Source organism: Pyrobaculum calidifontis JCM 11548 (assembly GCF_000015805.1).
In the GTDB taxonomy this organism is placed as follows: Archaea; Thermoproteota; Thermoprotei; order Thermoproteales; family Thermoproteaceae; genus Pyrobaculum; species Pyrobaculum calidifontis.
Genome location: NC_009073.1, coordinates 1,033,516 through 1,057,100, shown reverse-complemented (window position 1 = coordinate 1,057,100; position 23,585 = coordinate 1,033,516). Strand labels below are relative to the sequence as shown.

The 23,585-nt window shown below is 58.4% G+C and carries 25 protein-coding genes; 14 read left to right on the top strand and 11 right to left on the bottom strand.

From position 1 onward, the window contains the following. Positions 1–40: 40 nt before the first annotated feature. On the top strand, positions 41–232 hold the full coding sequence (locus tag PCAL_RS05970) for a hypothetical protein (protein ID WP_011849808.1): 192 nt from the start codon (positions 41–43) through the stop codon (positions 230–232). On the opposite strand, the gene PCAL_RS05965 is transcribed toward PCAL_RS05970, so the two are convergent. After that, positions 195–836: a creatininase family protein gene (locus PCAL_RS05965; protein WP_011849807.1), complete on the bottom strand. Its 642-nt coding sequence runs from the start codon at positions 834–836 to the stop codon at positions 195–197. The two genes, PCAL_RS05970 and PCAL_RS05965, sit on opposite strands and share 38 nt — an antisense overlap. Before the next feature lie 86 nt (positions 837–922). On the opposite strand from PCAL_RS05965, the gene PCAL_RS05960 reads away from it, so the two are divergent. From PCAL_RS05960 to PCAL_RS05950, 3 genes are read left to right on the top strand one after another with little or no spacing between them, the layout of a single operon-like run. After that, positions 923–1,588: a GTP cyclohydrolase IIa gene (locus tag PCAL_RS05960; RefSeq protein ID WP_011849806.1), complete on the top strand. Its 666-nt coding sequence runs from the start codon at positions 923–925 to the stop codon at positions 1,586–1,588. After that, the gene (locus tag PCAL_RS05955) at positions 1,585–2,238 is read left to right on the top strand and encodes a 2,5-diamino-6-(ribosylamino)-4(3H)-pyrimidinone 5'-phosphate reductase (RefSeq protein WP_011849805.1); all 654 of its coding nucleotides are present in this window, start codon (positions 1,585–1,587) and stop codon (positions 2,236–2,238) included. Before PCAL_RS05960 ends, PCAL_RS05955 begins: the two co-directional genes overlap by 4 nt. A gap of 39 nt (positions 2,239–2,277) precedes the next feature. After that, on the top strand, positions 2,278–2,916 hold the full coding sequence (locus tag PCAL_RS05950; protein ID WP_011849804.1) for a 3,4-dihydroxy-2-butanone-4-phosphate synthase: 639 nt from the start codon (positions 2,278–2,280) through the stop codon (positions 2,914–2,916). Here the strand turns inward: PCAL_RS05950 and PCAL_RS05945 are convergent. Continuing rightward, on the bottom strand, positions 2,900–3,313 hold the full coding sequence (locus tag PCAL_RS05945) for a YkgJ family cysteine cluster protein (protein ID WP_193323002.1): 414 nt from the start codon (positions 3,311–3,313) through the stop codon (positions 2,900–2,902). The two genes, PCAL_RS05950 and PCAL_RS05945, sit on opposite strands and share 17 nt — an antisense overlap. 45 nt (positions 3,314–3,358) lie before the next feature. Here PCAL_RS05945 and PCAL_RS05940 point away from each other — a divergent pair, with 45 nt between their 5' ends. Further along, positions 3,359–4,432, top strand: a complete 1,074-nt coding sequence (locus tag PCAL_RS05940) for a geranylgeranyl reductase family protein (RefSeq protein ID WP_193322545.1) — start codon at positions 3,359–3,361, stop codon at positions 4,430–4,432. On the opposite strand, the gene PCAL_RS05935 is transcribed toward PCAL_RS05940, so the two are convergent. Continuing rightward, complete coding sequence (locus PCAL_RS05935) at positions 4,433–5,593, bottom strand: nicotinate phosphoribosyltransferase (RefSeq protein ID WP_011849801.1); 1,161 nt, start codon at positions 5,591–5,593, stop codon at positions 4,433–4,435. A gap of 31 nt (positions 5,594–5,624) precedes the next feature. Between PCAL_RS05935 and PCAL_RS05930 the strand changes: the two genes are divergently transcribed. Beyond that, positions 5,625–7,373, top strand: a complete 1,749-nt coding sequence (locus PCAL_RS05930) for an ATP-dependent DNA helicase (protein ID WP_011849800.1) — start codon at positions 5,625–5,627, stop codon at positions 7,371–7,373. Here the strand turns inward: PCAL_RS05930 and PCAL_RS05925 are convergent. Further along, positions 7,330–7,821, bottom strand: a complete 492-nt coding sequence (locus PCAL_RS05925; protein WP_011849799.1) for a hypothetical protein — start codon at positions 7,819–7,821, stop codon at positions 7,330–7,332. The two genes, PCAL_RS05930 and PCAL_RS05925, sit on opposite strands and share 44 nt — an antisense overlap. Before the next feature lie 69 nt (positions 7,822–7,890). On the opposite strand from PCAL_RS05925, the gene PCAL_RS05920 reads away from it, so the two are divergent. Genes PCAL_RS05920 through PCAL_RS05905 form a run of 4 tightly spaced genes read left to right on the top strand, consistent with a single transcriptional unit; the run spans position 7,891 to position 12,480 of the window. Then, positions 7,891–9,681 carry a DNA topoisomerase gene (locus PCAL_RS05920; protein WP_011849798.1) on the top strand — a complete coding sequence of 597 codons (1,791 nt, stop codon included), beginning with the start codon at positions 7,891–7,893 and terminating at the stop codon, positions 9,679–9,681. A 6-nt stretch (positions 9,682–9,687) separates the two neighbouring features. Continuing rightward, positions 9,688–10,596 carry a diphthamide synthesis protein gene (locus PCAL_RS05915; protein ID WP_011849797.1) on the top strand — a complete coding sequence of 303 codons (909 nt, stop codon included), beginning with the start codon at positions 9,688–9,690 and terminating at the stop codon, positions 10,594–10,596. A gap of 19 nt (positions 10,597–10,615) precedes the next feature. Further along, entirely contained in the window at positions 10,616–10,867 is a 252-nt protein-coding gene (locus PCAL_RS05910; RefSeq protein WP_011849796.1) for a hypothetical protein, read from the top strand. 38 nt (positions 10,868–10,905) lie between these two features. Then, positions 10,906–12,480 carry a helicase HerA domain-containing protein gene (locus PCAL_RS05905; RefSeq protein ID WP_011849795.1) on the top strand — a complete coding sequence of 525 codons (1,575 nt, stop codon included), beginning with the start codon at positions 10,906–10,908 and terminating at the stop codon, positions 12,478–12,480. Here PCAL_RS05905 and tuf read toward each other — a convergent pair. Next, positions 12,473–13,807, bottom strand: a complete 1,335-nt coding sequence (gene tuf, locus PCAL_RS05900; protein WP_011849794.1) for a translation elongation factor EF-1 subunit alpha — start codon at positions 13,805–13,807, stop codon at positions 12,473–12,475. The genes PCAL_RS05905 and tuf overlap by 8 nt on opposite strands. 77 nt (positions 13,808–13,884) lie before the next feature. Between tuf and PCAL_RS05895 the strand changes: the two genes are divergently transcribed. From PCAL_RS05895 to PCAL_RS05885, 3 genes are read left to right on the top strand one after another with little or no spacing between them, the layout of a single operon-like run. Further along, positions 13,885–14,139: a 50S ribosomal protein L34e gene (locus tag PCAL_RS05895; RefSeq protein WP_011849793.1), complete on the top strand. Its 255-nt coding sequence runs from the start codon at positions 13,885–13,887 to the stop codon at positions 14,137–14,139. Further along, positions 14,139–14,693, top strand: a complete 555-nt coding sequence (gene cmk / locus PCAL_RS05890) for a (d)CMP kinase (RefSeq protein ID WP_011849792.1) — start codon at positions 14,139–14,141, stop codon at positions 14,691–14,693. Before PCAL_RS05895 ends, cmk begins: the two co-directional genes overlap by 1 nt. A 50-nt stretch (positions 14,694–14,743) precedes the next feature. After that, positions 14,744–15,802: an FAD-dependent oxidoreductase gene (locus tag PCAL_RS05885; RefSeq protein WP_011849791.1), complete on the top strand. Its 1,059-nt coding sequence runs from the start codon at positions 14,744–14,746 to the stop codon at positions 15,800–15,802. On the opposite strand, the gene PCAL_RS05880 is transcribed toward PCAL_RS05885, so the two are convergent. From PCAL_RS05880 to rsmA, 4 genes are read right to left on the bottom strand one after another with little or no spacing between them, the layout of a single operon-like run. Beyond that, positions 15,786–16,490 (bottom strand): fibrillarin-like rRNA/tRNA 2'-O-methyltransferase, encoded by a 705-nt coding sequence (locus PCAL_RS05880; protein WP_011849790.1) that lies wholly within the window; start codon positions 16,488–16,490, stop codon positions 15,786–15,788. The genes PCAL_RS05885 and PCAL_RS05880 overlap by 17 nt on opposite strands. A 29-nt stretch (positions 16,491–16,519) precedes the next feature. Beyond that, entirely contained in the window at positions 16,520–17,770 is a 1,251-nt protein-coding gene (locus tag PCAL_RS05875; RefSeq protein WP_011849789.1) for an rRNA biogenesis protein Nop56/Nop58, read from the bottom strand. A gap of 21 nt (positions 17,771–17,791) precedes the next feature. After that, complete coding sequence (gene gatE, locus PCAL_RS05870) at positions 17,792–19,618, bottom strand: Glu-tRNA(Gln) amidotransferase subunit GatE (protein ID WP_011849788.1); 1,827 nt, start codon at positions 19,616–19,618, stop codon at positions 17,792–17,794. A 29-nt stretch (positions 19,619–19,647) separates the two neighbouring features. Then, positions 19,648–20,340: a 16S rRNA (adenine(1518)-N(6)/adenine(1519)-N(6))-dimethyltransferase RsmA gene (rsmA, locus tag PCAL_RS05865; RefSeq protein ID WP_011849787.1), complete on the bottom strand. Its 693-nt coding sequence runs from the start codon at positions 20,338–20,340 to the stop codon at positions 19,648–19,650. A 42-nt stretch (positions 20,341–20,382) separates the two neighbouring features. Here rsmA and PCAL_RS05860 point away from each other — a divergent pair, with 42 nt between their 5' ends. Further along, positions 20,383–21,246, top strand: coding sequence for an MBL fold metallo-hydrolase (locus tag PCAL_RS05860; RefSeq protein WP_011849786.1), 864 nt, complete (start codon positions 20,383–20,385; stop codon positions 21,244–21,246). A gap of 13 nt (positions 21,247–21,259) precedes the next feature. Here the strand turns inward: PCAL_RS05860 and PCAL_RS05855 are convergent, their stop codons facing one another. Then, complete coding sequence (locus PCAL_RS05855) at positions 21,260–22,009, bottom strand: class I SAM-dependent methyltransferase (RefSeq protein WP_011849785.1); 750 nt, start codon at positions 22,007–22,009, stop codon at positions 21,260–21,262. Positions 22,010–22,012: 3 nt separating this feature from the next. Next, entirely contained in the window at positions 22,013–23,566 is a 1,554-nt protein-coding gene (locus tag PCAL_RS05850) for a PINc/VapC family ATPase (RefSeq protein ID WP_011849784.1), read from the bottom strand. Positions 23,567–23,585 lie beyond the last annotated feature (19 nt).

The following is a 23,585-nucleotide window of genomic DNA, read 5'->3' as shown; positions in this document are numbered from 1 at the left end:
ATCTATCTCCATATAGTAGGCTTAAAAGTTGATAGTAGACATGTCGATACTCAAGAAGAAGAAAAAGGAAGACGAGGAGGGCGACGACGAGCTTGAGAGAATCCTCTCCCAAATCAAAGACGAAGAGGAAGGGGCAAGGGGCGCCGCCGTGGTGACAATACAAATCGCTGGACTAAACGACCTCGTCAAGGCCATTAGGGAGCTCGTGGAGGCTGTGAAGAAATGCGAATAAATTCGGCAATTTTTTTAGCCATTTGGCTTATCCCCTCCTCCAGCAAAGCCCTGCCTCGCTCGGCGGAGACCTCTGCCGGGCGGAGGCACCCCACAACCCCCGTCTTAGAGAACGCGGAGACCCTCATAACGCCGAATAGGGACACATCCCCCTCGCACACCTCCTCCATTTTGCCAACAGCGCCGCCTATCGCCAAGTACACGCTGGTCTCGTCTGTGCCCGCGTGGTCGCGGACTTTTACATAGCGCCACACTGGCAGGGGGAGGAACCTTGGCCCAAGCTCGTAGTTTAGCTGCTGTGCCACGAGCGTGACGACCTCCGCCACTCCTCCATGGCCCACCACGACCACCACCCTCTCACACGTGTTGGCGGCAGACCTCAACAGATCCTCGAGGTACTGGATAAAGGTCGCGCACTTGACCGAAATTGTGCGGGGGAAGCCTTGGTGCTCTGCGCTACAGGTGTAGTACACCGCCGGCAGTACCACGCCGTTTGTAACTTCCGCAAGCCTCTTTGCCACATACAGGGCGACCTCGGCGTCTACGGTGGGGGGCAGGTGGGGGCCGTGTTGTTCGTAGGAGCCCACCGGAAGTAGGCAAAGCATGTGGACGATTCCCAGCGCCTATATATCTCCACAGTCTCCAAGAGTTTACATTTTCAACATATTTAAAAAACTGGAGTTGACCGGCTGTGCACAGAGTGGCCGTTGTAACTCTGCGAGGCTATAGAGAGTGGACTGAGAGCTTGGGGCCGCGCCGAGAGCACATAATACAGAGAGTGCAAGCTGGGCTACACATGGCCCTGTGGAGGCACTTTACCTCTATCGGCGCCTTTCCCCACCACACCCGCTACGACGCCGCCGTGGCCCTCGTGAACAACATACCAACGACGCTCATAGAGAAAGCGGTTGATAAGTTGAAAAAGGCGTCCCCCGTCCCCGTGGAGTACTGCATTGGCACTGGCCCCACCCCATATGAGGCGTATTTGAGCTGTGGAGAAGCCGCAGGAGATGGCGACAACTACGCCGTGTTGGCGCATATGGACATGGTGGACAGTACACACGTAACTAGGGCAAATGGCCCCCTCCACGTCTACCTACAAATTCTCCACATAATCAGCGACCTCGGCGATTTGTGCAAAAGGCTTGGGTGTATAGCCCTGTACTTAGGCGGGGACAACGTGGCAGTTCTCCTCCCCGAGCCCAAGGCGGCATATGAAATAGCCGAAAGAGTCCCAGTGCCTGTGCGTGTTGGAGTCGGCGTAGCTAAGAGGCCCTACACGGCGTTTGTGAAAGCCACAAAGGCGTTGGACTACTTGAGAAGCCACGGCGTAGTGGGAGTGAAAGTGCTCAAATGAGACCGTACGTCTACTTGGCCGCCGCAACGACGCTGGACGGGCGAATTGCCAGCGCCACCGGCTACTCACGCCTCTCCTGCCCCATCGACCTAAGGCGCCTCCACGAGCTCAGGGCGAGGGTAGATGCGGTAATCGTCGGGGCCAACACGGCCATTGTAGACAACCCCAGGCTCACAGTGAGGTACGTGGAGGGTCGAAACCCAATGCGCGTCCTCATCGACGGCGCGCTTAAGGTGCCCACCAGCCTCCGCATGTTCGACAACTCGGCCCCAACCCTCGTCTTCACTACGGCGAAGGCGCCGGCGGAGAAGATAGTCGAGCTTAGGGCGAGGGGCGTGGAGGTGTACGTGGCAGACGGCGAAAAAGTGGACCCCGCGTGGGTTCTCTCTACGCTTTACCAGAGGGGCGTGAGGAAGGTCCTCCTCGAGGGCGGGGGGAGGACAAACTGGGAGTTTTTACACAGATGTCTCGTGGACGAGGTGGTGTTGACAATCACGCCGTATATATTCGGCAGAGGAGTGTCCCTAGTAGAGGGGGAGGGGTACCCCACTAAGGAGGACATGCCCTACTCGCTGGTCCTCCAGTCTGTGAAAACCTGCGAATGCGGACAGGAGGTAGTGCTGACGTACCGCGTCCAGTGTAAAAAATAGTTTACACAAAGTATTTAACACCTCACCTAGAGTTGACAGATGATCGAAGAGGCCTTAAAGGCGCTTAGACAGGGGCGGCTCGTCATGATCTACGACGGCGATGGAAGAGAGGCTGAGGTGGACTACGTGGTTAGGGCAGACGCCGTCACTCCAGACCTCGTGCACTGGCTTAGAAAAAACGCCGGGGGGCTCCTATGCTTTGCCACTACGTACCAGGTGGGAAAGGCGCTCGGCCTAGACTTCTTAAGCGACTTGTACAAGGCCAAGGGCTTTCAGACAAAGGCGCCGTATGGAGACGACCCCGCTTTTATGGGATATGTAAACCACGTGAAGACCAAGACGGGGGTTAGAGACGTGGACAAGGCGGTGACTATAAACGAGCTGGCGAGAGTGGTGTCGCTCGCGTTGAAAGACCCGGAGCGGGCGAGGGAGGAGTTTGTAAACAACTTCTACCTCCCAGGCCACGTCCCAGTCCTAGGCGGCAGAATAGGCGCCAGGTGGGGCCACACGGAGCTCTCCCTAATTCTCGCACAGGCGGCCGGCCTCCCCCCAGCTGTGGTCATAATTGAAGCGCTCGGCGACAGTAGAGAGGCCATGTCCCTCGCCGAGGCCAAGAGACTTGCCGACGCGTTGGGCATACCCCTCCTCACCGGCGAGGAGGTCAAAGCCTTAGCTTAATTTTCACCTTAGCGCGCTCGACCTCCTTCAAAAACTCAACCACGTAGGGGCCTAGGCGGGCTACTTCGCTCTTCGGCACCGTGTGCCAAGTGGGACAAGTCTTGTCCACCTCTACGCTGCTGCCGTTGAACACGAGGGGGTACAGGCGGCACCCTATGGGCCTTATGTCGTATATCTTGCACATCCTAGTCGCAGGGTCGTAAAAGACGCAGTGCCCATCAACGTTCTTCAGCCTATACACGCCGTCTTTCTCCACCACGAAATCCTCCATCTTGTACCCCGCGGCCTCGATTCGCCTTATGTCCTCAGCCGTGAGCTCCATCTCTGTGCCTATGCAACATATGCCACACTTTATACACTTGAACTTCACCTCAAACCACCTCAAATCGCCCCACACGTGTCGCACAGATAAATGATTTATTTGAGCTTATACAACGCCCCGATGTACGACGTTGTAGTAGTGGGAGCAGGCCCCGCCGGCTCCACCGCCGCCATTGTGGCGGGCAGGCTCGGCCTCAAGGCAGTGGTAGTCGACAGACTACAGCCGCCTAGGGAGAAGCCGTGCGGCGGCGGCCTCACGCCTAGGACACAGCGCTTGTTAAATGCATTGGGAGTAGAGTACCCCGTGTATGGGCGGTGTGACACCATAGTGGTACAAGCCGCGGGGTATAGGTACGAGATGAGGAGAGAGCCCATATTAGTCACGAGACGGCCCGACTTCGACTACGCCCTCTTAAAACAGAGCGGGGTAGAGTACGTAAAAGATCAAGTGGTTGAGGTCAGAGACAACACCGCGGTGGGAAGAGCCGGCGAATACGCCGGAGAGGTGATCATTGGGGCAGACGGCGCCACCAGCGCCGTGGCCCGCTCCATAGGGGTGTACAACTACAAGGGCCACAAAAGCCACGGCATAGCCTACATGACCATCGCCAGCGGCCCCCCACGAGACATATGCATAATAGACTTCGACGCAGTGATAAACACAGTGGGAAAAGTGGGATACGCGTGGATCTTCCCCCTAAAAGGCGGGGCCAACATAGGCGCTGGAACTGGGTGGGGCAAGTGGCTCGACTTGAGGGAGCTCGTCGCAAAATATGCAGAATCCGCGGGGTATAAGCCAGGCCAAATCCTCGGCCACCCCCTCTCCCTGGGCCACGTCGAGGGCGTGGGCAGAGGAAACGTAATACTGGCTGGCGAAGCGGCGGGCCTCGTAGACGCCACCACGGGGGAAGGCATATACTACGCCGTTGCCTCAGGCGCCTTGGCGGCGCTGGCGGCCTACGCCGCATTGAAGATATACGGCAAGGGGAAGTACGCGAGCCAGGTATATGAGGAGCTTGTAAAGCCGTATGTAGAAGAGGTGAAAAAGACCAGGGTACTCTCCCGAGCCGCCAACTACTTGTCAAAGAGCAGGACTGTGGTCAAGCTGATCGGCAGAAGGCTCCTCAAGCTCTACACAGCGGTTTACACAGGAGAAGCCACCTACAGCCTCCTACTAAAGCCCGTACCCAAGTAGCTAGAGCTGAACTGAGCCGAGTTGTCTCAACACATACTCTCTTATCTCTCTGTCGCTGGGCAAATCTCTTACAGGTACGCCGTTGTCTAACCACTTGACTAGGAGGGGCTCGCCGCAGGGCCTCTCGGCGTTCCAAGGAGCCATTACGCGTCTCCCACCACAGTCGTAGAGTTGCTTAAACCCGGGGAGCTTCCCCCGCTTGGTGACGGGGACCCACTTGCCCTCCACCTCCACCTCTACGATGTCCATTGAAACGTCTACAGAGGGCGGAAATGCTATAGAGGTCCCGACGCCGAAGCCGTCCGCCACGTCTCTCAACGCCGCGATCTGTTGCTCGTCCACGCCGCCGCTGACAAATATTTTCACGTGCCTATACCCGTGGAGGTCCAGAGTCCACCTAACCTCCTCCACTATCTTTTTCATGTTGCCGCGCCTGCTGCCGGGTGTGTCCAGCCTCACGCCGTATAGCCTCTCGCCGAGGAGCTTGGCGGCCATTAAGGCCTCTTCCCGCTCATCTAAGAAAGTGTCGGCGAGGATAATCCTCGGCACGTCCTGCGGCACAGTCTTGTCAAACCACACCCAGGCGAGGGCGTGGTCGCCCATGGCAGCCTTAAATATTATCATTAGGGCATGCGGCATTGTGCCCGTCGGCCTTACCCCCAGCTTCTCTGCCCCAAGCACGGTGCTCACGCCGTCGCACCCGCCCAAGTAAGCCGCGCGATCCGCCATCGGCTGAATGGCGGGGTGGAGGGCCCGCGCCCCAAAAAACAGACAGACCTTGTCTCCGACGAGCTTCTTTATCCGAGCCGCCTTAGTGGAAATCGACGAGTAGTGGCGCACGATGCCCAATATGGCCGTCTCCAACACCGCGAACTCCACGTACGGCCCCTCGATGACCATCAAAGGCTCGTTTTCATAGAAGAGAGTCCCCTCCGGCAACGCGTAAAGCGTCACACTGCGCCCCTTCAAAAGATCCACCACCTCCCTCAGCCCCGTGAAGACGGCCCACTTGTACTCCCTGGGAAGCGACGCCACGTGAAACTCCGCCCGCACTCTCACCTTGTCTAAACCGGCGTTTTTCAACACCTCAACCGTACGCGTGAAGTAGACGTCCGTCGTCCTTCCCTCCAAAATCTCCTGCGGCGACGCTGTGTAGAACATAAGTAGATAAAACACCATCGTAAAAAAGCTTGTGGACATTTTCCCCTACCAAGAGCCGCGGCCCTTCCAGAGAGAGATCTACTTAACCGTATACGAGGCGCTGAGGAGGGGGCGACCGGCGTTAATAAACGCGCCCACTGGCCTCGGCAAGACGGCTGCTGTGTTAAGCGCTGCTGTGAAATACGCCCTTGAGACAGGCGTGAAGATACACTACGCCGTGAGGACGAGGAACGAGCTTGTAGCCCCCCTGCGCGAGCTCGCCAGACTGAGGGAGAGGGGCGTCGAGGTGGACTACGTGGTGATCAAGAGCAGGCAGGACATGTGTTGCTACGCCCAGATGAAGAAAATGGAGTACCTAGCCTTCCTCGCCGAGTGCAACCTCCTAAAGGCCATGGGCAAATGCGAGTACTACCCCCCGAAAGAGGTGGACGTGTCTCTCCGCGACGTGAATACCTACGTGAAATACCTCTGCGCACTGCGCACATGTCCCTATGAATATGCAAAAGAGAGGTTAGACAAGGCAACGGTAGCCGTCTCCACGTACTACTACGTATTTGGCTGGGAGAGAAATCTAAAGGGCAAGGTGGTAATCGTGGACGAGGCACACGCCCTCTTCGACTCTGTGACAAGCATCTACACACTCACAGCCACAGAACAAGACTTGAGAGCCGCCTATAGAGAGTGCAGGAAGTACGGCCTTGTAGAAGAGGCCGGCGCCATATACCGCCTCTTGACCCTGGTCAGAAAGACGTCAGGCGAAGTGCCCGACCTACTCGGCGAGCTAGAGGCCGTGAACTTAGACGCCGCAGTGAGAGAAATCGTTAAGAGAAAGGCGGAGGAGGGCAAGAGCCCGTACACTCCGCTACTATTAGTGAGAGAGCTCAGAAACGCGCTGAAGAGCAGGCTGGGGTACATAGCCGAGGTGAGGACAGTTGACTCCTCAAAGGCCCTGGTCTTAACCCCCATAGACCCCGTCTCGATAGTCAAAAAAGCCGTAGAAGAGGCCGTGAACACTATATACATAAGCGGCACTTTGCCCATCAAGCTGTTCTCCGAAATGCTGGGCCTTAGGGACTACTACTCTCTAGACATAAGCTTTAGGCAGTACATACCGCGGGAGAACTACATCTCGGTAATCGACATAGGCGTCACCACGAGATATCAAGAAAGGGGAGAGGAGATGTACCTCAAGCTAGCGGAGAGAATAGCGGCCGTGGTAAACCTCTCCCCAGGCGGCGTATTGGCAGTATTCCCCTCGTACGAGGTCATGAAGGCCGTTAGAAAGTACCTCCGCTTCTCCATACCCCACTGGTACGAGGGAGGCGACGGAGTGAGCTGGGGGTCTCTACCCGAGAAGTTTTTCATCGGCGCCGTGGCGAGGGGGAGGTACACAGAGGGCGTCGAGTACACGGCAGGCGGCAAAAACTACTTAACCACGGTAGTCGTGGTAGGGGTCCCCTACCCAGAGCCTTCCCCCTACCTGGATAGAAGAGTTGAAGCTCTGCGGCCCCGCATGGGCGAATTGGCGTGGAGCGCCGTCTACCTCTACCAAGCCTTGGTAAGCGTGCGGCAAGCGGTAGGTAGACTTTTCCGAGGCCCGAATGACAGAGGCGCCTTGATCTTCCTAGACAGACGCTACGCCGAGCCGGAGGTTTGGAACAACTTGAGGGACCTCCTCGAGGGATCCCTCATCGTCAACAACGTAGAGGAGGCGGCCGACGCGTTAGAGGCCTTTTTCACCTCTTCGAGAGAAGCCGCCAGAGGGCAATGGCGACTATGATCAAAGCGGCGTTTGTCCCCGCTATTGCCACCGCCAGCAGAGAGATGCTCAACTCGGCGTTGAATATGGAGACGATGGAGGTCACAATGCCCATGAGCGCCGCTATGAGGGCGACGACAATTCCGAAGAGGGGCAGTGAATGCGCCTTTTCCCCGCCTACGGGCTTAGCTGGCCTCCTAGGCGGCGCAACCTCCTGAGGGGCCGTCGGCTGGGGCGGGGGCGAAAGTGGCTGTTGTGGAAGAGGCTGTGGGAACTGGGGCGGAGGCGCCCTCTGGGTCCTAATAGTTCCCGGCGGCGGGGGGTAAGGCGCAGTGGGCGGCGGAATTGGCGGCGGCTGTGGCGGAGGAGGCGGCATTGGCTGTTGAAACTGAGGCGGGGGAGGCGGCGGGGCTTGCCTAGGCGGGGGAGGCCTCTTCAGCGGCTTCTCCTCCCTGTCTTCAGATGCCATAGGAGACATCCACCCCCTCTTATATAAAGGTTTCTAAGTTGACTTTTATACGGCCGTGGAAACCGATATGTGAAACTCATCGTCGCCGAGAAGCGGTCGGTGGCTAAGGCAATAGCCCAGTTCCTCGGCGGAAGCTACAGAGCCCAAAGGGTCTACGGCGTCCCAGCGTACTTCTTCAACTACGGCGGCGAGGCCGTCAGCCTGGGCCTCATGGGCCACATCATGGACTTCGACTTCGCGGCGCGTGAAAACGTGTGGACTTGGATACCCCCCGAGCAACTCTTTCACGCCACTCCGCTCCTCGTCATACGCGACGAGGCGGCGCAGTACGTCAAGGCGCTTCAGTCCCTCGCACGAAGGGCAGACGAGGTTTACCTCGCCCTAGACGCCGACGTGGAGGGAGAGGCTATAGCCTACGAGGCCGCCATAGCCGTGAGGGCAGTCAACAGGAGAGCCAGGCTGTACCGAGTGAAATTTAACGCAGTTACGCCGAAGGACATAAGAGCCGCCTTTCAAAAGCCCGACACACTAAACCTCAAGCTAGTGGAGAAGGTATTTACCAGGATGCAGATAGACCTCACCCTAGGCGCCGTCTTCACAAGGGCGCTGACGCTCTCCGTGAGAAACTCGCTGGAGAAGGGGCAGTTTCTAAGCTACGGCCCCTGCCAGACGCCGGTGCTCGGCATTGTGGTCAACAGAGAGCTAGAGCGGATAAACTTCAAGCCGGAGAAGTACTACGTAATAAAAGCCGTGGTGGACATAGGGGGCCACCGGGTGGAAATGGGCTCAGAAGTTAGGTATAAGACTAGGGCTGAGGCAGAGGCCGCCGCCTCTCTAATTAAGCGCGGCGTCGTAAAAGCGGCGGTGTACAGGCCACACAAGGTGGAGCCCCCAGAGCCTCTGGAGACTGTGGAGCTGGAGCGGAGAGCCAGCCGGTGGCTTGGAATAAACTCGAAAAAGACGCTTGACGTGGCCGAGGAGCTCTACCGCGCCGGCTATATCTCATACCCAAGAACTGAGACAACCATATACCCCCCGAGCCTAGACCTGCGGGAGGTCCTACAAGAGCTCGCCAAGGGAGAACACGGGGAGTACGCCAGGGGGCTACTCAAGGCCGGGTTTAGGCCCACGAGGGGCGACTCAGACGACGGCGCCCACCCGCCCATATACCCCACCAAGGGGGCCACCAAAGACGAGTTGTACAGACGGTTTGGAAAAGCCGCGGCATACGCGTGGCCCATATACGACTTCGTAGTCCGCCACTTCCTAGCCACCCTAAGCCCCCCCGCCGTGGTGGAAAAACAGAAGATAGTGGTCTCCTTTGGCAAAATTGAGCTAGAGGCAGAGGGGCAGAGAACGCTGGACGAGGGGTACTGGCGCATCTACCCCTGGGAGAGGCAGGCGGAAAAGCCGCTTCCAGTGGTAAAGCCAGGCGAGGCGGCGTACGCGGTCAAGGTCTCCGTAGTGGAGAGGGAGACCCAGCCACCGCCCCCAATGACTGAGTCGGAGCTCCTCGCGCTCATGAAGAAGTACGGCATAGGCACAGATGCCACAATGCAAGACCACATTCACACAAACGTCAAGAGGGGCTACATGAGGCTACAGAAAGGCAAGTGTACGCCAACGCCGCTGGGGATGGCCCTGGCCACCGCCCTCTTCCAATACGTCCCAGAGCTCATTGAGCCGACCGTCAGGGCCAAGATAGAGCGCGCACTGAACTCAATAGTCCGAGACGGAGTGCCCCCGGCAAAGCTGGCGGCTGAGGTAAAGGCAGAGTTCGCCAAATACTTTGAAAAACTACAGCAACATCGGAGGGAGATAAAAGAAGCCCTTGAAAAAGCTTTAAACTCTAGTCCATGAGGGGCGGTGGAACACGTAGAAGTGCACCCAAAGGCGTGGGAGGCCGACCGCGACACCCTGATCGAGGCGCCGCCCGGCTTTAAGTGGCTTGCGCTAAAGATCGCAGAGAAAACCGGCGCCGCCGTCTCCGGAAGGCCCGTCTGGGGCAGTTGCGACGTGAGAATTGACCCACGCTACAGGCGAATCTTCCACCTCGGCCACGGCGTTCCGCCCAACATAGCGCACTTGCTTAAGAAGAACCTGGGCGCGTCTCTGGAAAAAGTCGAGGAAGACGTCTACCGGCTAGCGGCCGGAGGCGTGGAGGTCTACTTCCTCCCCGTCTACTACAAGCCCCCGCCGCGCCTCCCCCGGCCAGAGGTCGAGGGAAAGATATACTACCCACTGCCCTACAGGAGAATCGCCGAAGTAGTCCAGAGAGAGACGGGGTTCCCAATGGCCAAGGAGCCCATCACGGGCTGCTGGGTAGGCGAGCCACCAGGCGAGGTGGCCTACGTAGTTGCCACAGGCTCCTTCTACCCCCTCACAGTCAAGCTCTTCTACCCGCACACAAGGGTGTACCAAATAGACCCGTTCAGAGGCGAGGTCAAAGACGTCGAGAGCGAGTTTGCACGGCTTATGAAGCTGAAGGCCAGGGCCCACATCGCCGAGACGAAGAGAGTCGGCGTGATTTTGACCACAAAGCCCGGCCAGAGGCAGGAGGAGAAGGCACGCGAGCTCGCAGAGAGGGGCTTCCTCCTCATCGTCTTAGACGAGGTGACCCCCGAGTATATAGACGACTTGCAGCTAGATTTGGTAATAAACACGGCGTGTCCCCGCATTGGGCTAGACGACCTAGACCGCGTAAAAACCCCCATACTTAACTACTACGAGTACAAAGAGGGGCTCGACCCCAGGGCCGCGGCGAGACTTCTTTAAAACCTGTATATTTCCATATGTGATTCGGCTGAGGTGCCCAGTCTGCGGCGAGGAGATAGCCTTCAACTTCAAAGGCGGCAGAGAGCCCGTGGGCGGCCTCTACGAGATAGTGGTACAACACAGAAACCACTGGCTAAAGGTCTTCATAGATAGGCAAGGCGTAGTGAGGAGAGCGGCCCCCGTGGAGTACTTCGTGGTAGTAGATCCGCCTAAGTACACGCTATACGTGTACGAGGGGGGAATTGAGATTAGAGAGGAGGGAGTCTTGTAATATATAACGGCCTTAAATTGGCGGAAGGTCCTACATTTGTGGAAAAGATCGGCGTCGTCATACGGTCGCCCTCTATATACTACTACATATTCAGGCCCTTTAGAGGTATAGAAATAGACGTGGGGACTTTCGTCGCCGTGGAGGTGGACGGGGCCCGCGTCTTATCGAAGGTGACGGCGGTTAGGCACAGAAACACTGCCACGGACCCACGGCTCATAGCCCACTTCGACGACGTCGAGACCGTAGACACGGTGAAAGAGACGTTGGGCATAGAAGACGCCCTCTACTACACAGAGGCAAAGGCAGTGGTCCTGGGAGCCCGCAGAGGAGGGAGGATCTATAGGCCTCAGAAGCCGGTCAAGCCCCTCTCCTACGTCTACAAGGCGTCAAAATCTGAGCTTGAGGAGTTCTTCGCCCCGAGAAGCGACGGCGTGTATATAACAGTGGGCACAGTAAAGGGCACAGACATACCAGTGCGCATAGACGCAGAGAGGCTCGTCACCCACCACTGCGCAATACTGGCAAGCACTGGGGCGGGGAAGAGCTGGCTCGCGGGAGTCATAGTGGAGAGACTGAGCCTATTAGACATACCTATCATAATCGTGGACCCCCACGGGGAATACTCCGCCATGTCTATCCCCGCCACAGACAAGGGGAAGCAGGTATCTGAAAAAGTGCGGATATACGTAGTGGGGAAGGTAGACGTCAAACACGTCGACGAGGCCTTCGCCCAGCGGTACGGCCACCCACGTGTATACACTAGGGTGGGGATAAACCCCCGCAGTCTGCCGCCAAGGACCTTGGAAAAGATCCTCGCCGACTTGTACGGTCTCACAGACGCCCAGAGGCGGATACTGGAGGAGGGGTGGCAACAGGCGACGAGCTACGGCGAGAGACAGCCCCTAACCTCGGTGGAGGAGCTCGTAAAAGAGGTACTCGACGGCGGCAGACACGTGGCACCGCCTGGATACGCGGGAGAGATGGCCCTAAGAGGGCTGGAGGGCAGGCTGAAGTCCCTATTCTACAACAGCCCCATCTTCATAACCATGTACGGAGAGACCTACCAGGGAGAGCCGCTGAAGTTGATAGACCCCCAGGCCTACGCCACCTCGCCCAACATACATGTCTTCGACCTCTCTGGGCTAGACAGCCTAGACCAACAGATCTTCCTCGCAGTGCTCCTAGACCAGTTGTACAGACTCGCCACAAGGCGCAGAATAGCCACCACCTTCACAGTAGTAGAAGAGGCGCACATCTTCGCCCCCAGCTCCGCACAGTCTGTCAGCAGGAGCTACTTGGCGAGAATAGCAAGAGAGGGGAGAAAGTTCGGCCTCGGGCTCTGCCTAATAACACAGAGGCCGGCAAAGCTTGACCAAGACGTGGCCTCGCAGGCCATGACTCAGATCTTTAAACGCATGATAAACCCCAACGACCTAAAGTACGTGGCCAACGTCGCCGAGCAGCTGGAGGACCCACGGCTACTAAAGACCTTAAACGAGGACGACGCGGTGGTAGTGGGGGTGTCCGTCCCGGCGCCCCTGTTAATAACAGTGGGAGAAAGGTGGACAAACCACGGGGGTATAACGCCGAGGTTGAGAAAAGAGGTTACTTAATCTGGACCTGCGCCGGCTTAACCTCTAGTATTTGGCCAGCGGCAATTGTCCTACCCATGTCGCGGAGCGCGAAGCGGCCAAGCGGCGGGAAGTCGCTGAACTTCTCAGCCACCACAGGCTTAAGCGGCTTGATTTTCACAATGGCCACGTCGCCCTGCTTAATGAACTGAGGCTTCTGCTCCACGGCCTGGCCAGTACGTGGGTCAAGCTTAGACACCAGCTCCACTATCTGAACTGGCACAGTGGCCGTGTGTATGTGCATCACTGGCGCATAGCCAGGCCCAATCGCCGTGGGGTGCCAGAGAACTACAATACGGGCCACGATCTCCTCAGCCACCGTTGGGATATTGTCAACTTTGCCCAACACGTCGCCGCGCTTCACATCCTCCTTGTTAATGCCCCTCACGTTTACGCCAACGTTGTCGCCCGGCTGCGCCTGCTCAAGCTTCATGTGGTGAGTCTCAATAGATCTGACGTCGCCCACCTTGGCCGGCGGGACTATGACCACCTTGTCGCCCACCTTAAGCACCCCAGTCTCCACTCTGCCCACTACCACAGTCCCAGCGCCAGTGATGGAGAACACGTCCTGTATAGGCATTCTAAGCGGCTTGTCCGTAGGCCTGGGAGGCGGCTGGAAGGTGTCGAGAACTTCCAGAAGCGTCGGCCCCTGGTACCAAGGCGTGTTGGGAGACTTCGTTCTTACGTTGTCGCCCTTAATGGCGCTGACGGGTACAAAGTGGATCTTGCTGGGGTCATAGCCGAGGAGCTTGAGGAGCTTAGACACCTCAGCCTTCACTTGCTCATACCTCTTCTGATCGTAGTTAACAGCGTCCATTTTGTTCACAGCAACAACTAACTGCTGTATACCCAGCGTCCTTATCAAGAACAAGTGCTCTCTTCCCTGCCCCTGTGGGCCTATCGCGGTCTCAAACTCGCCCGGCCTCGCCGAGATTACGAAGAGGGCCGCGTCGGCCTGGCTGGCGCCGACGATCATGTTCTTCACGAAGTCCCTGTGCCCCGGCAAGTCGATAATTGTGATGAAGAGCTTCTGCGTCTCAAAGCCCACGTGAGTAGCCTCTATCGTCACGCCGCGCTCTCTCTCCTCTTTGAATCTATCTAGAATCCACGCAAATGCGAAGTCCTCCTTACCCATCTTCTTAGCCATTTCCTCAATCTCCTTAAACGCCTTCTCGTCCACGTACCCAGTCTCATAGAGCAGGCGGCCGACCAGCGTAGACTTGCCGTTGTCCACGTGGCCTACCACTGCTAGGTTTATGTGCGGCTTCTGTAGTGCCGTGGGTTTTGGTGGCAGTACTATAGACGGCATAGGCGTCGTTTATCCGCAGTCTTATAAATTTTTCGAGCCATGCCTAGAAACTTAAAAATTGGCAAATTCCACCGGTCATGCCCAGGCCAGCCTACCGCTCCCGGAGCCTAAGGAGAGTAAAAGTAAAGACGCCTGGGGGCCGCACAGTGGTACACTACGAGAAGCGCGCAAAGGGCGTGCCGAAGTGCGCCGTGACTGGGCAACCCCTCGGCGGGATGAACTCCAAAGTCTATAGATTTGGCATTTCCACACGGGCCCCAAGCAGGCCCTACGGCGGCGTTGTTTCCCACAAGGTATTAGCCAGGGCCATTAGGTACGCAGTACGCCGCTGATGGTAGTTGTAGCAATATCTGGACAGCCGGGCAGCGGCAAGACCACTGTGGCGCGGGAGGTGGCCCGGGTTTTAAAATTGCCCATGGTGTCTTCGGGGTCTATTTTTCGAGAGCTTGCGGCGAAATACGGCATGGATCTGCTAGAGTTTCACAAATATGCCGAGCAGAACACTGAGATAGATAAAATAGTGGACTCCATTGCCTTGGAGAAGGCCAAGGCCGGCAACGTGGTGCTAGAGGGCCACTTAACGGCGTGGATTGTCAGACCCTACGCAGATGTGTGTATATACCTCAAGGCGTCTAAAGAGGTTAGGGCCAGGCGAGTGGCTATGAGAGACGGCGTAAGCTTTGACGCCGCGTTGAGGGAGATAGAGGAGAGGGAGAGGCTGAACAAGAAGAGGTATTTGGCGATATACGAAATAGACATTGATAACCTATCTATTTTTGACTTAGTTTTAGACACATCTTACCTATCTATTAATGATACTGTCAGGATAAGCCTAGACTTTATATGTACTTCATTAAATTCAAAGTACATGAAAAACTTCTGTTAATTCGACAAAAGTAGAATATAGCGATATAAATAGCTCACTTTGAGTCTCACATGAAGTTCCTACTGAGGTGTAGGCCAGAGACAAAGAAGCCCCCAACGGGGAAGAAGGTGGCAATCATTGGCGCAGGGCCCGCCGGCCTAGGCGCTGCTGGCGTGTTGCTGTGCAACGGCCACGAGGTCCACATATACGACGCCCTGCCCGAGCCCGGGGGCTTGCTCATATTTGGGATACCGCCCTTCAGAGTGCCCCGCGAAGGCGTGAGAGAGGGCGTAAGAGAGCTAGCAGAGGCCGGCGCCGTGTTTTTCACATCTACCTTCGTCTACTGCGGCGAGAAGCCTCACGAACACGAGGCCCTCCTCTTGGTGAAACAGTACATAAGCTTGGAGGAGCTTGTACAGAAGTACGACGCGGTGTTGATAACCACGGGGACTTGGAGGAGCAGGTCGCTTAACGTGCCTGGCGAAGACTTGCCAGGCGTCTACAAGGCCTTGGACTACCTATTTAGAATCTACGCCCACCAGCTAGGCTACTTGCCCAAGGAAAAGGTGTACCCAACTGGCAGAAAGGTGCTGGTTGTAGGCGCTGGGCTTACGGCAGTGGACGCCGCCTTGGAGGCCAAGCTACAGGGCGCCGAGAAGGTAGTTGTGGCGTATAGGCGCACTATAAACGAGGCGCCCGCGGGGAGAAAGACCATAGAGACAGAGCTCATCGCAAAGGGCATAGAGTTCAGAGAGTTGATAAACCCAGTGGCGTTTCTCGGCTCTGGGAAGCTGGAAAAGGTCAGGTTCATTAGGATGAGGCTGGGGGCGCCTGACAAGTCGGGGAGGCCGAGGCCGGAGCCTGTGCCGGGTAGTGAGTTTGAGGAAGAGTTCGACACCGTGCTCATAGCGGCGGGGGAGGAGCCAACGCCGCCGGGGAAGTGCCTTGGCATCGAGTTTAACCCAGACGGCACTATAAAAGTAGACGAGAAAATGCAGACGACACGTAGAGGCGTGTTCGCCGCGGGGGACGTGGTGACTGGGCCGTCGCTTATTGGAAAAGCGCTGGGCTCTGGGATGCGCGCCGCAGCCTTTATAGACGAGTATCTAAGATCTACTTCCGCGCGATAACCATCGCATGTGCCGTGTCGTAGGGCTCTAGGTGTACTGTCTCCAACACGTCGAAGCCTCTCTCCTTGAGGGTGTTAATCTCTTGTTTAAACGTTTCAGTAGCAGGCGCAGTCACGTCGATGCTCATGGCCTTTATCACCAACATGACATAGCCGCCGGGCTTTAGGAAGTAGTCCGCGTTGTCGGCTAAGATCTTGGCTTGGGCCGGCTGCGCCACGTCGATGTAGACTACGTCGACTCCCTTGATGTAGTGGGCATATTGGTACGGGAATCTGGCATCTCCGAGAATTGGTATAACGTTTCTCCTCCCCTGGTCCACTAGCTTTTCCATAAACTCTCGGAATACGCGGGGGGAGAACTCCACGGAGTAGATCAGCCCCCTCTCTCCAACTATGTCGCTTATGTGGCTTGGCGTAGTGCCAGAGGCGGCCCCTAGGTACAGCATGTGTGTCCCCTCCCTAATTGGGACAAGTTTTAGGCCGTTTAAAATCGCCGCAGCGAGCTTGGAGCGGTAGGGGTTCCACTCCCTGTACTCTACCCCCTCCCACTTTATCAAACGCTCCCCGTAGACCCGCCTGCCCGGAGTGAGATTTCTTGTGGCAAGCCGCTCGGTTCCGTCCTCGAACCTTACCACGTATACGCCGTAGTGAAGTTCGTGTGGTCTAACTTCGACAACCTCAATTGACATCGGCAAACCCAACGCCCTCGTTTAAATACTTAACGCCGTCTGCGCGACGGTGGAGGCGGGGGCTGGCGCCTCTCGCCGCCCTTGGGAGGAGGCGGAGGTGCCTTGGCCTGGGGCTGAGGCGCCTTGGGGGGAGGCTTGGCGTAGAGCGTCTTTATCTCCTGTATCCTTTTCATTAACTCCTCCTTTAGTCTCGGCGCGATGAAGTTCCCAGTGAAGGCGTCTGCCTTAGCTGCTATCGCCAGCTTAGCCGCGAGAGCCCTCGCTATCTTCCCCCTCTGCCAGCGAGGCGACCTAAATATCTCCGGGTACTGGAATATCACGCCGTGCTTTGGCGGCTTGCCCCCAGTCCTCAAGGCGCGGAATAGGGCCTTCTCTGCCCCGAGGACTTGTATCGTTGAGGCGGGCAGAAAGGCCATACGCGTTAGGCCGCCGGCCAGCTTTATCAGCCTCGCGCCGAGCAGGGGGCCCACGAGCTCTCTAATGTTGGGTGCCACGTCCTTCATGGCGTCGTCGATGTAGGTGGCCAAGCTTTCGCGGTAAGCGTCTAGCTTTAGAAACACCTCGGCGTAGGCCTTGATTTGGTCCAAGTCCCACTCCGACATCTCGGCGCCAATGCTCTTCTTAGCCGCCTCTACAATCCTTTTAACTCTCTCCTCGGGCAAGCCAGGCAGGACCTTTGTCAAGGCCTCTTCGCTGATTTTAGACCTGTGGCCGATGTGGTAGACGATTTTGACGTACTCCTTGTTGTCTCTCACCAGCTCCTCAAGCTCTGGGAAGTGGAGCCCATACCACTCCCTGATCCTCGACGCGATGAGGTTCAGAATCTTGTCCACGTCGTCGAGCGCGCTTATGGCCTGCGCTATGAAGAGGTCTCTCTTCTCCACGGCCTGCCTAAGCTTAAGCCTAGTGACCAAGTCGCTTACCTCGAACAAGAACTTCCTGTACTCCTCCCAGGAGAGGCCCAGCTCCGGCAGGTACTTATCGAAGTTACGCCTCACCTCTACCAACAGGGGGGCGGGACTCTCGGCCACTACCTCGAGCTTCGTCGCCGCGACAAGCTTCCTAGCCAGCTCTGGGTCCTCCACCACCACTGTGCCCATCTTCCCCACGCGCTCCACCAGCTTAAGCAACTCGGGGACTGGGTTAGACTTCTCCAACTCCAAGAGCTTGGCGGCGACGGCGTCTAATTTTCGCTCAAACAGCTCCTTGTCCACCACCCTGCCTCCCTCGTCCACTGCGAGGAAGCCCAAGACGTCCGTCAGTATGTAAACTTTCGCCATTAGGCCCCCCAAATACTATGCTTAAAAATGTAACTCAGAGAGAGCCCGCCTTACGTCCTCGGCGTCCACCCGCCCCCTGTACCTCCTCATGACCTCGCCCAAGGCCTTCTCCCTCCCCACCTCCTTGGCCACCTCCTCCACAATCTTCCGCACTTCCTCAAACGGCAGTCTAACTAGCCCAAGCCTCTTCGCAACCTCGGCGGCCGACTCACCGGGCTTCATAGCCCTCAACACGTCCTCCACGGCCTCCTTCGTAATAACCTTGTTCTCAAGGGCCTCGAAGACTGAGGCCAGCTTCTCCTCAGACACCTCCACCCCCTCCCTGGCGAGGGCCTTAGCCGTGTTCAACATGATCGACGCAATGAGCTGAGGCGGTAGAGACTTAAACCTAGCCACAAACTCCTCGAACTTCTCCAAATGCGGAGACTTCACCAGCCTGAGGGCCAGATCCTTGCTCAAGCCCATGGACGTGAGCTCGGCGATCTTCCCCTCCAGGCTAACCTTGGCCACCTCCTCAGCCCTCTTCAAAAGCTCGAAAGTCACCTTGATGGGCGGCAGGTCGGTCTCAGGGTACATCCTCGCCGCCCCCGGCCTCGGGCGGAGGAACCTAGTCGTGCCGTCTGGGTTGGCCCCCCTAGTCTCCTCCGGCACCCCCCTCAAAGCCGCGTTAAGCCGGTCCACCACGACTCTAGCCGCCTCCTCCAGCTCAGCCGCCTCGACGCCCATGAGCAAGACGTAGGAGTCCACGCCCACCCTCTGCTCCACGGCCCTCACCTCATCCGCCGAAATGCCATAGCCCGGCAACTCGTCGCTGTGGAGCAAGCCGCCGAGCTCAGTCCACGCCCTGACGTAGTCCGCCAGCTCAGTCCCAAACCGCCTCCCCGGCTGAACTTCAAACCCCAACAACTTCCTAAACCCAGGCGCCTTAACCGCGACGACTCGGCCCCCCGCCTCTAGGACCCTCTTCACCAGCTTAGACTTCGTGTTGGAGAAGACGTCTGTCACGTCCACAGTGGACAGCTCGACGGAGGCGACACCCCTCTTTTTCAACTCCTCCGCTATCTTCAACAGGTTTACCTGCCTCTGCGCCTCGTACTCAATAACCTTTGGAATTAGGGAGAGGTCCGGCACGCCCTTTATCTCGGTCTTGGCGCCCCCCGCGATGGACACGTTTACGTCCTGCCTCACTGTGCCCACCCCGCGCTTGGCCCTCCCAGTGATCTTCACGCTGTAGCCGATGATCCACGCCACCTCTTCCACCTGCTGGGGGGAGTAGGACATGGGCTCCGTCGCAATCTCGATCAGGGGGATCCCCAGTCTGTCCAGCCTATAGATCACGGCCTTCCCCTCCTCGCCCATCTTCCGCGCCGCGTCTTCCTCAAGCGCAATTGTCTCCACCCCAATGTCGTAGCCCAAGATCTTGGCCCTCCCCCCATAGGCCACTAAGACCGTCCTCTGGAAGCCGGAGACGTTGCTCCCGTCGACGACTATCTTGCGCATCACGTGCAACTCGTCGAAAGGCTTCGCATTGAACATCTTCGCAACCCCAAGCGCAGTGACCAAGGCCTCCTCGTCGGGCAGGTGGGGCGGCTCCTCGTCTAGCTCCACAAGGCACGTGGTATCCCGGTACCCCTCGTACACGTACCGGCGCCTCTTCCTCACCTCCCAAACCACCGCCGGGTCCACGGCGCCCAGCTCGCTGAGCGATATGTGAAGCCGCCTTTCCAGCCTAAAGTGAGGCTCGTCGTCTCGGAGCACGGGGGGACAGTGGCAGAAGAGCTTCCGCCTGGTGTTCAACTGAATGTGAATCTCGAGGCCGACCTTGAGGCCCAGCGCCCTGTAATCCATGCGTGGGACTACAAGGCCGTTTAAATCCGTTAAGGCCCCCTCGTCCTCTTGTACAACTCCACGATCTCCTCGAGGGAGAGCTGGAAGATCCTCTTCTCGGAGTCCGCGAGCTTGAGCCGGCGCAGCGTCTTACGCCTCGCGGAGAAGAGCGCCGCGGTGAAGCGCTGGAAGCCCTCGAAGTCCTCTATGCAGGGGGGCCTCGGCGTCAGCCTCACGACGGCGGAGTACACCTTCGGCGGGGGAGAGAACGCGTGTGGAGGGAGGACCCTCACCACTTCTACGTCGTAGTGACAACGCACCGCCACGGTGAGCCTCCCGTACTCCTCGGTGCCCGGCTCGGCGGCGAGGCGGTCTGCCACCTCCTTTTGGACTGTGACCACGGCGGGGAGCCTGTGCCTGGCCAGCTTGAGCAAGAGGGGGGAAGTGATCTCGTAGGGGACGTTGGAGACGAAGTACTGGGCGGGCGGCCACTCCACCTCGAGCGCGTCGCCCACGATGACCACCACGTTGGGCGGAGCCGCCCGCCTGAGCTCCTCCGCGAGCCCCCTGTCGATCTCTATGGCGTATACCACGCGGGACTTCTCGGCGAGGGGGATGGTAAGTGCGCCTCGGCCGGGCCCCACCTCTAGCACGTCTAGGCCCGGCGGCACTAGGCCCACTATGAACTCAGCCACCTCCCTGCTCTTGAGGAAGTGCTGGCTGAACCTCCTCCGCCGCCCCACGGCCCACCTTGAACACGTTTATATAAGCCGGGTGGTTTTGCCGTGCCTCTCCTGAAGCTGGTCTTTCTAGGCACTGGGGGCGCTGTGCCTAAGGCTGATAGGATGCTCCCGGCCATATACTTGGAGGACTGGCTAGGGCACAGAGTGCTCCTCGACGCCGGCGAGGGGGCACAGTACAGACTGTTACAGGTGGGGGTGTCCCCGGCCTCTCTCACACTGGTGGCAGTCACCCACGGCCACGAAGACCACGTCTTGGGCCTGCCCGGCCTCGTGATCACGAGCCGCTTCCTGGGAGGCAAGGTGCGGGTGCTCGCCCCCCGCTCAATGCACAAGGCGCTGGAGAGGCTGGGGGTAGAGGTGCTGGAGGGCTACGCCGCGGAGAGGCTGAAGATCACTTGTGTTGAGGTGTGCCACACAGTGGACGCGTGCGGGTGGCTCTTTGAGTGGGACGTGGGATACAAGTTGGACTTGCAGAAGGCTACGGGGCTCCCCAAGTGGGCTCTCACCAGCCTAATAAAGGGCCACCCAGTGGAGGTGGAGGGGAGGGTCATTAGGCCGGAGGACGTGGCCGACCCGGCCCACAGGCGGTTTAAGAGGCTGTTGTACACCGGCGACACGGGGCCCTGCCCCCGCATGTGGGAGACAGTGGGCGAAGTCGACGTGTTGATCCACGAGGCCACTTTTGCCGACGACGTTGAGTCCCAGAAGGCGCACGAGGAGGGGCACTCCACTTTCGCAGACGCCCTAGAGGCGGCGAGGGCCCTCAGGGCAAAGGTCCTCATTTTGACGCACATAAGCGCGCGGTACCCCGACAAGAGCCGCCACAGGCAACTGGCCGCACAAGTGACGCCCCCACCCCACGTCTATGTGCCCGACGACTTTGATACTTTGCTCGTACAACTTTGACTGCGCGCGGGGGCTAGGGCTTCTTGGCCACGTATATCACGGTGGTGGCTAGGGGGGCGAGGGGCTTTAGTAGGTCTAGCTTCTCCAGGGGCTTTGTCTTGAAGTCGCGCTGTAGCACGCGGCTGGGGAGCAGGGGGAGGAGGTAGATGGGGCGCGCTTCGACCAGCTTGAGCCCGGCGCTGTGTAGGACCTTTTTTACGTAGTAGTAGGTGTAGTAGGTGAAGGGTATTTCGCCGTCTGCGGATTCCCATACGCCTCTCACCGCTCCGCGCTTGAGGGCTTCGACGAGTTTTCCAAGGCCTTGGAAGAGGGCGTATTCGTACAACATGTCTAGGCAGAGGGCGTTGTCTACGTCGGCTATTAGGACGCCACCCGGCCTGAGGGCCCGCGATGCCTCTCTCACGGCGCGCGCGGCGTCTGGCATGTGGTTGAGCACGCTTCCCAGCGCCGTCACTGCGTCAAAGCGGCTTCTCCTCGCCGGCAACGACTCGCCATCGGCGGCCACCCGGTCGCCGCATTTGCACTCGCGGAGCGACTTGGCGGATATGTCCAGAGCAATTACGTGGGCCCCCTTGGCGGCCATGTAGGTGGTCCAGAACCCAGTCCCAGCCCCCACGTCTAGGATGGACATCCCCGGCTTGACGTATTTGTCTAGGACCTCGCCCACCTTCCTGTACAAGGTCCTGTAGTACTCCATTTTGAGATACTTGTCGCCGTACCTCTTGGCGGCGGCGTCGTAGTACGCCGCTACTGCCTTGAGCACCGCCTAGCGCGGCTCAATGCGAAAGTCCAACGCCAGCTTCCTCCTGAGCTTCTCCAGCTTGGTGACTCCCCGGGACAAGACGACCCCGAGATACTCCTCGGGGACCTTCACCACGACTACGCCGTCCCGCTCCTCCAGCTTTATCTCGCTGGGCGGCACGTAGCGCTTCAGGGCAGATATCACCATGGAGTACACCTTCCTGCTCGGCGCCCTGCCCTCCTCGCCCCGCTTGACGGGCACCACAAAGGTCTCCTCGCCGAATACGTAGATCTCGTACTCCACCTCCCCCGTGAGGAAGTCTTTCACGAGAATGACGGGGCGGGCCAAGTCCTCCTCTCTCATGCCCGCGGGCACCTTCACCACCATGGAGAGGGCGTAAACCTTCCTCACCTCGCCGTCTTTCATGAAGATGACGGTGTCAATTATGGAGGGGATCATGCCTAGCTCCACTCTCCGTATGAACCTCTGTATGGCGTCGATGGGGGACGTGGCGTGTACCACGCCCACCATGCCCACGCCGGCGAGCCTTAGGTCTACGTAGAGCTGGAAGTCCGCCGTGTCTCTCATCTCGTCGAAGATGGTGTAGTCGGGGCGGGAGAGGAGGAGTATGTCGTGGACCTCCTCCGACGTGGCCAAGTTCTTGGAGAGCTGAGTTATGGGAGGCGGCAACACCATGTCTCTGGGCGACTCTAGAGTCTTTACCACCTTGCCCCGGGAGAGGTAGAACTCGGCGAGGGCTTGGGCAAAGGTGGTCTTCCCAGCGCCGGGGGCCCCCGCTATTAGGATGCCCTCCGCGCTTTTCTCCAGCCGCTCCAACACCTTGGGGTCTAGGCCGTAGTCCTCAATCCTCTTGCGCACCACCGGCCTCGTCGCCGTTATCTCCAGCCGCTCGCTAACCGGCGGGAACACGACGACGATTCTGTACTCCTTGTGCTGAATGATGAGGGAGTGGGGCCTCCTAATCTCTATCTTAGTCCTCGGGGTGAGCCTAGAGGCCTCCGACACCAGCTCTCGCACAATGGTCTCCAGCTGCTTCCTGCTGAGCGGCTCCTGGGAGAGCTGCACCATCTTCCAGTTGCCAGGCCTGCCCACTTTGCCGAACGGCGGGAGGCCCTCCTTTAGGTGGACAGACATGACGTCTCTGTCGAAGAACTTCTCTATTGTCAAGACGTCGCGGGGCTTGCCCAGGTACAGGACCTCTATCCCCTGGGCCTTGGCCGCGTCTCTGGCGAGCTCGTCGCTGGTCACGTATATGCAGCCGTTCTCCTTGGCGAACCTCCTCACGTAGGCGTCGAGGTCTCCCTCCACCCTCCTCCCGGCCGCGACGGACTCCACGCGGAGGAAGTCGGAGAGGCCCAGCTTCTCCACCACCTCGTGTATGTCCCTCAGCTCCTCCATGGCCACAATGCCTATGCCGTCCCCCTGGCGCGCCAGGGAAGCGAAGTGCTCCACCAACTCCGAGAGGAGGAAGAGGGTGCCGCGTATTTTGCCCCCTACCACCGCCTCCTTCAGCGAGCCGTCCAAGATCACGGAGCTGTCTGCCACGTATTTATCCACCGCCTCTGAGTAGGCCTAG

What these genes read in the sequence shown, in the direction of transcription:
- PCAL_RS05895 (WP_011849793.1), top strand. Translation starts at nt 13,885, where the DNA reads ATGCCCAGGCCAGCCTACCGCTCCCGGAGCCTAAGGAGAGTAAAAGTA.
- PCAL_RS05950 (WP_011849804.1), top strand. Translation starts at nt 2,278, where the DNA reads ATGATCGAAGAGGCCTTAAAGGCGCTTAGACAGGGGCGGCTCGTCATG.
- PCAL_RS05970 (WP_011849808.1), top strand. Translation starts at nt 41, where the DNA reads ATGTCGATACTCAAGAAGAAGAAAAAGGAAGACGAGGAGGGCGACGAC.
- PCAL_RS05940 (WP_193322545.1), top strand. Translation starts at nt 3,359, where the DNA reads ATGTACGACGTTGTAGTAGTGGGAGCAGGCCCCGCCGGCTCCACCGCC.
- PCAL_RS05965 (WP_011849807.1), bottom strand. Translation starts at nt 836, where the DNA reads ATGCTTTGCCTACTTCCGGTGGGCTCCTACGAACAACACGGCCCCCAC.
- PCAL_RS05955 (WP_011849805.1), top strand. Translation starts at nt 1,585, where the DNA reads ATGAGACCGTACGTCTACTTGGCCGCCGCAACGACGCTGGACGGGCGA.
- PCAL_RS05880 (WP_011849790.1), bottom strand. Translation starts at nt 16,490, where the DNA reads ATGTCAATTGAGGTTGTCGAAGTTAGACCACACGAACTTCACTACGGC.
- PCAL_RS05875 (WP_011849789.1), bottom strand. Translation starts at nt 17,770, where the DNA reads ATGGCGAAAGTTTACATACTGACGGACGTCTTGGGCTTCCTCGCAGTG.
- tuf (WP_011849794.1), bottom strand. Translation starts at nt 13,807, where the DNA reads ATGCCGTCTATAGTACTGCCACCAAAACCCACGGCACTACAGAAGCCG.
- PCAL_RS05885 (WP_011849791.1), top strand. Translation starts at nt 14,744, where the DNA reads ATGAAGTTCCTACTGAGGTGTAGGCCAGAGACAAAGAAGCCCCCAACG.
- cmk (WP_011849792.1), top strand. Translation starts at nt 14,139, where the DNA reads ATGGTAGTTGTAGCAATATCTGGACAGCCGGGCAGCGGCAAGACCACT.
- PCAL_RS05935 (WP_011849801.1), bottom strand. Translation starts at nt 5,593, where the DNA reads ATGTTCTACACAGCGTCGCCGCAGGAGATTTTGGAGGGAAGGACGACG.
- PCAL_RS05925 (WP_011849799.1), bottom strand. Translation starts at nt 7,821, where the DNA reads ATGGCATCTGAAGACAGGGAGGAGAAGCCGCTGAAGAGGCCTCCCCCG.
- gatE (WP_011849788.1), bottom strand. Translation starts at nt 19,618, where the DNA reads ATGGATTACAGGGCGCTGGGCCTCAAGGTCGGCCTCGAGATTCACATT.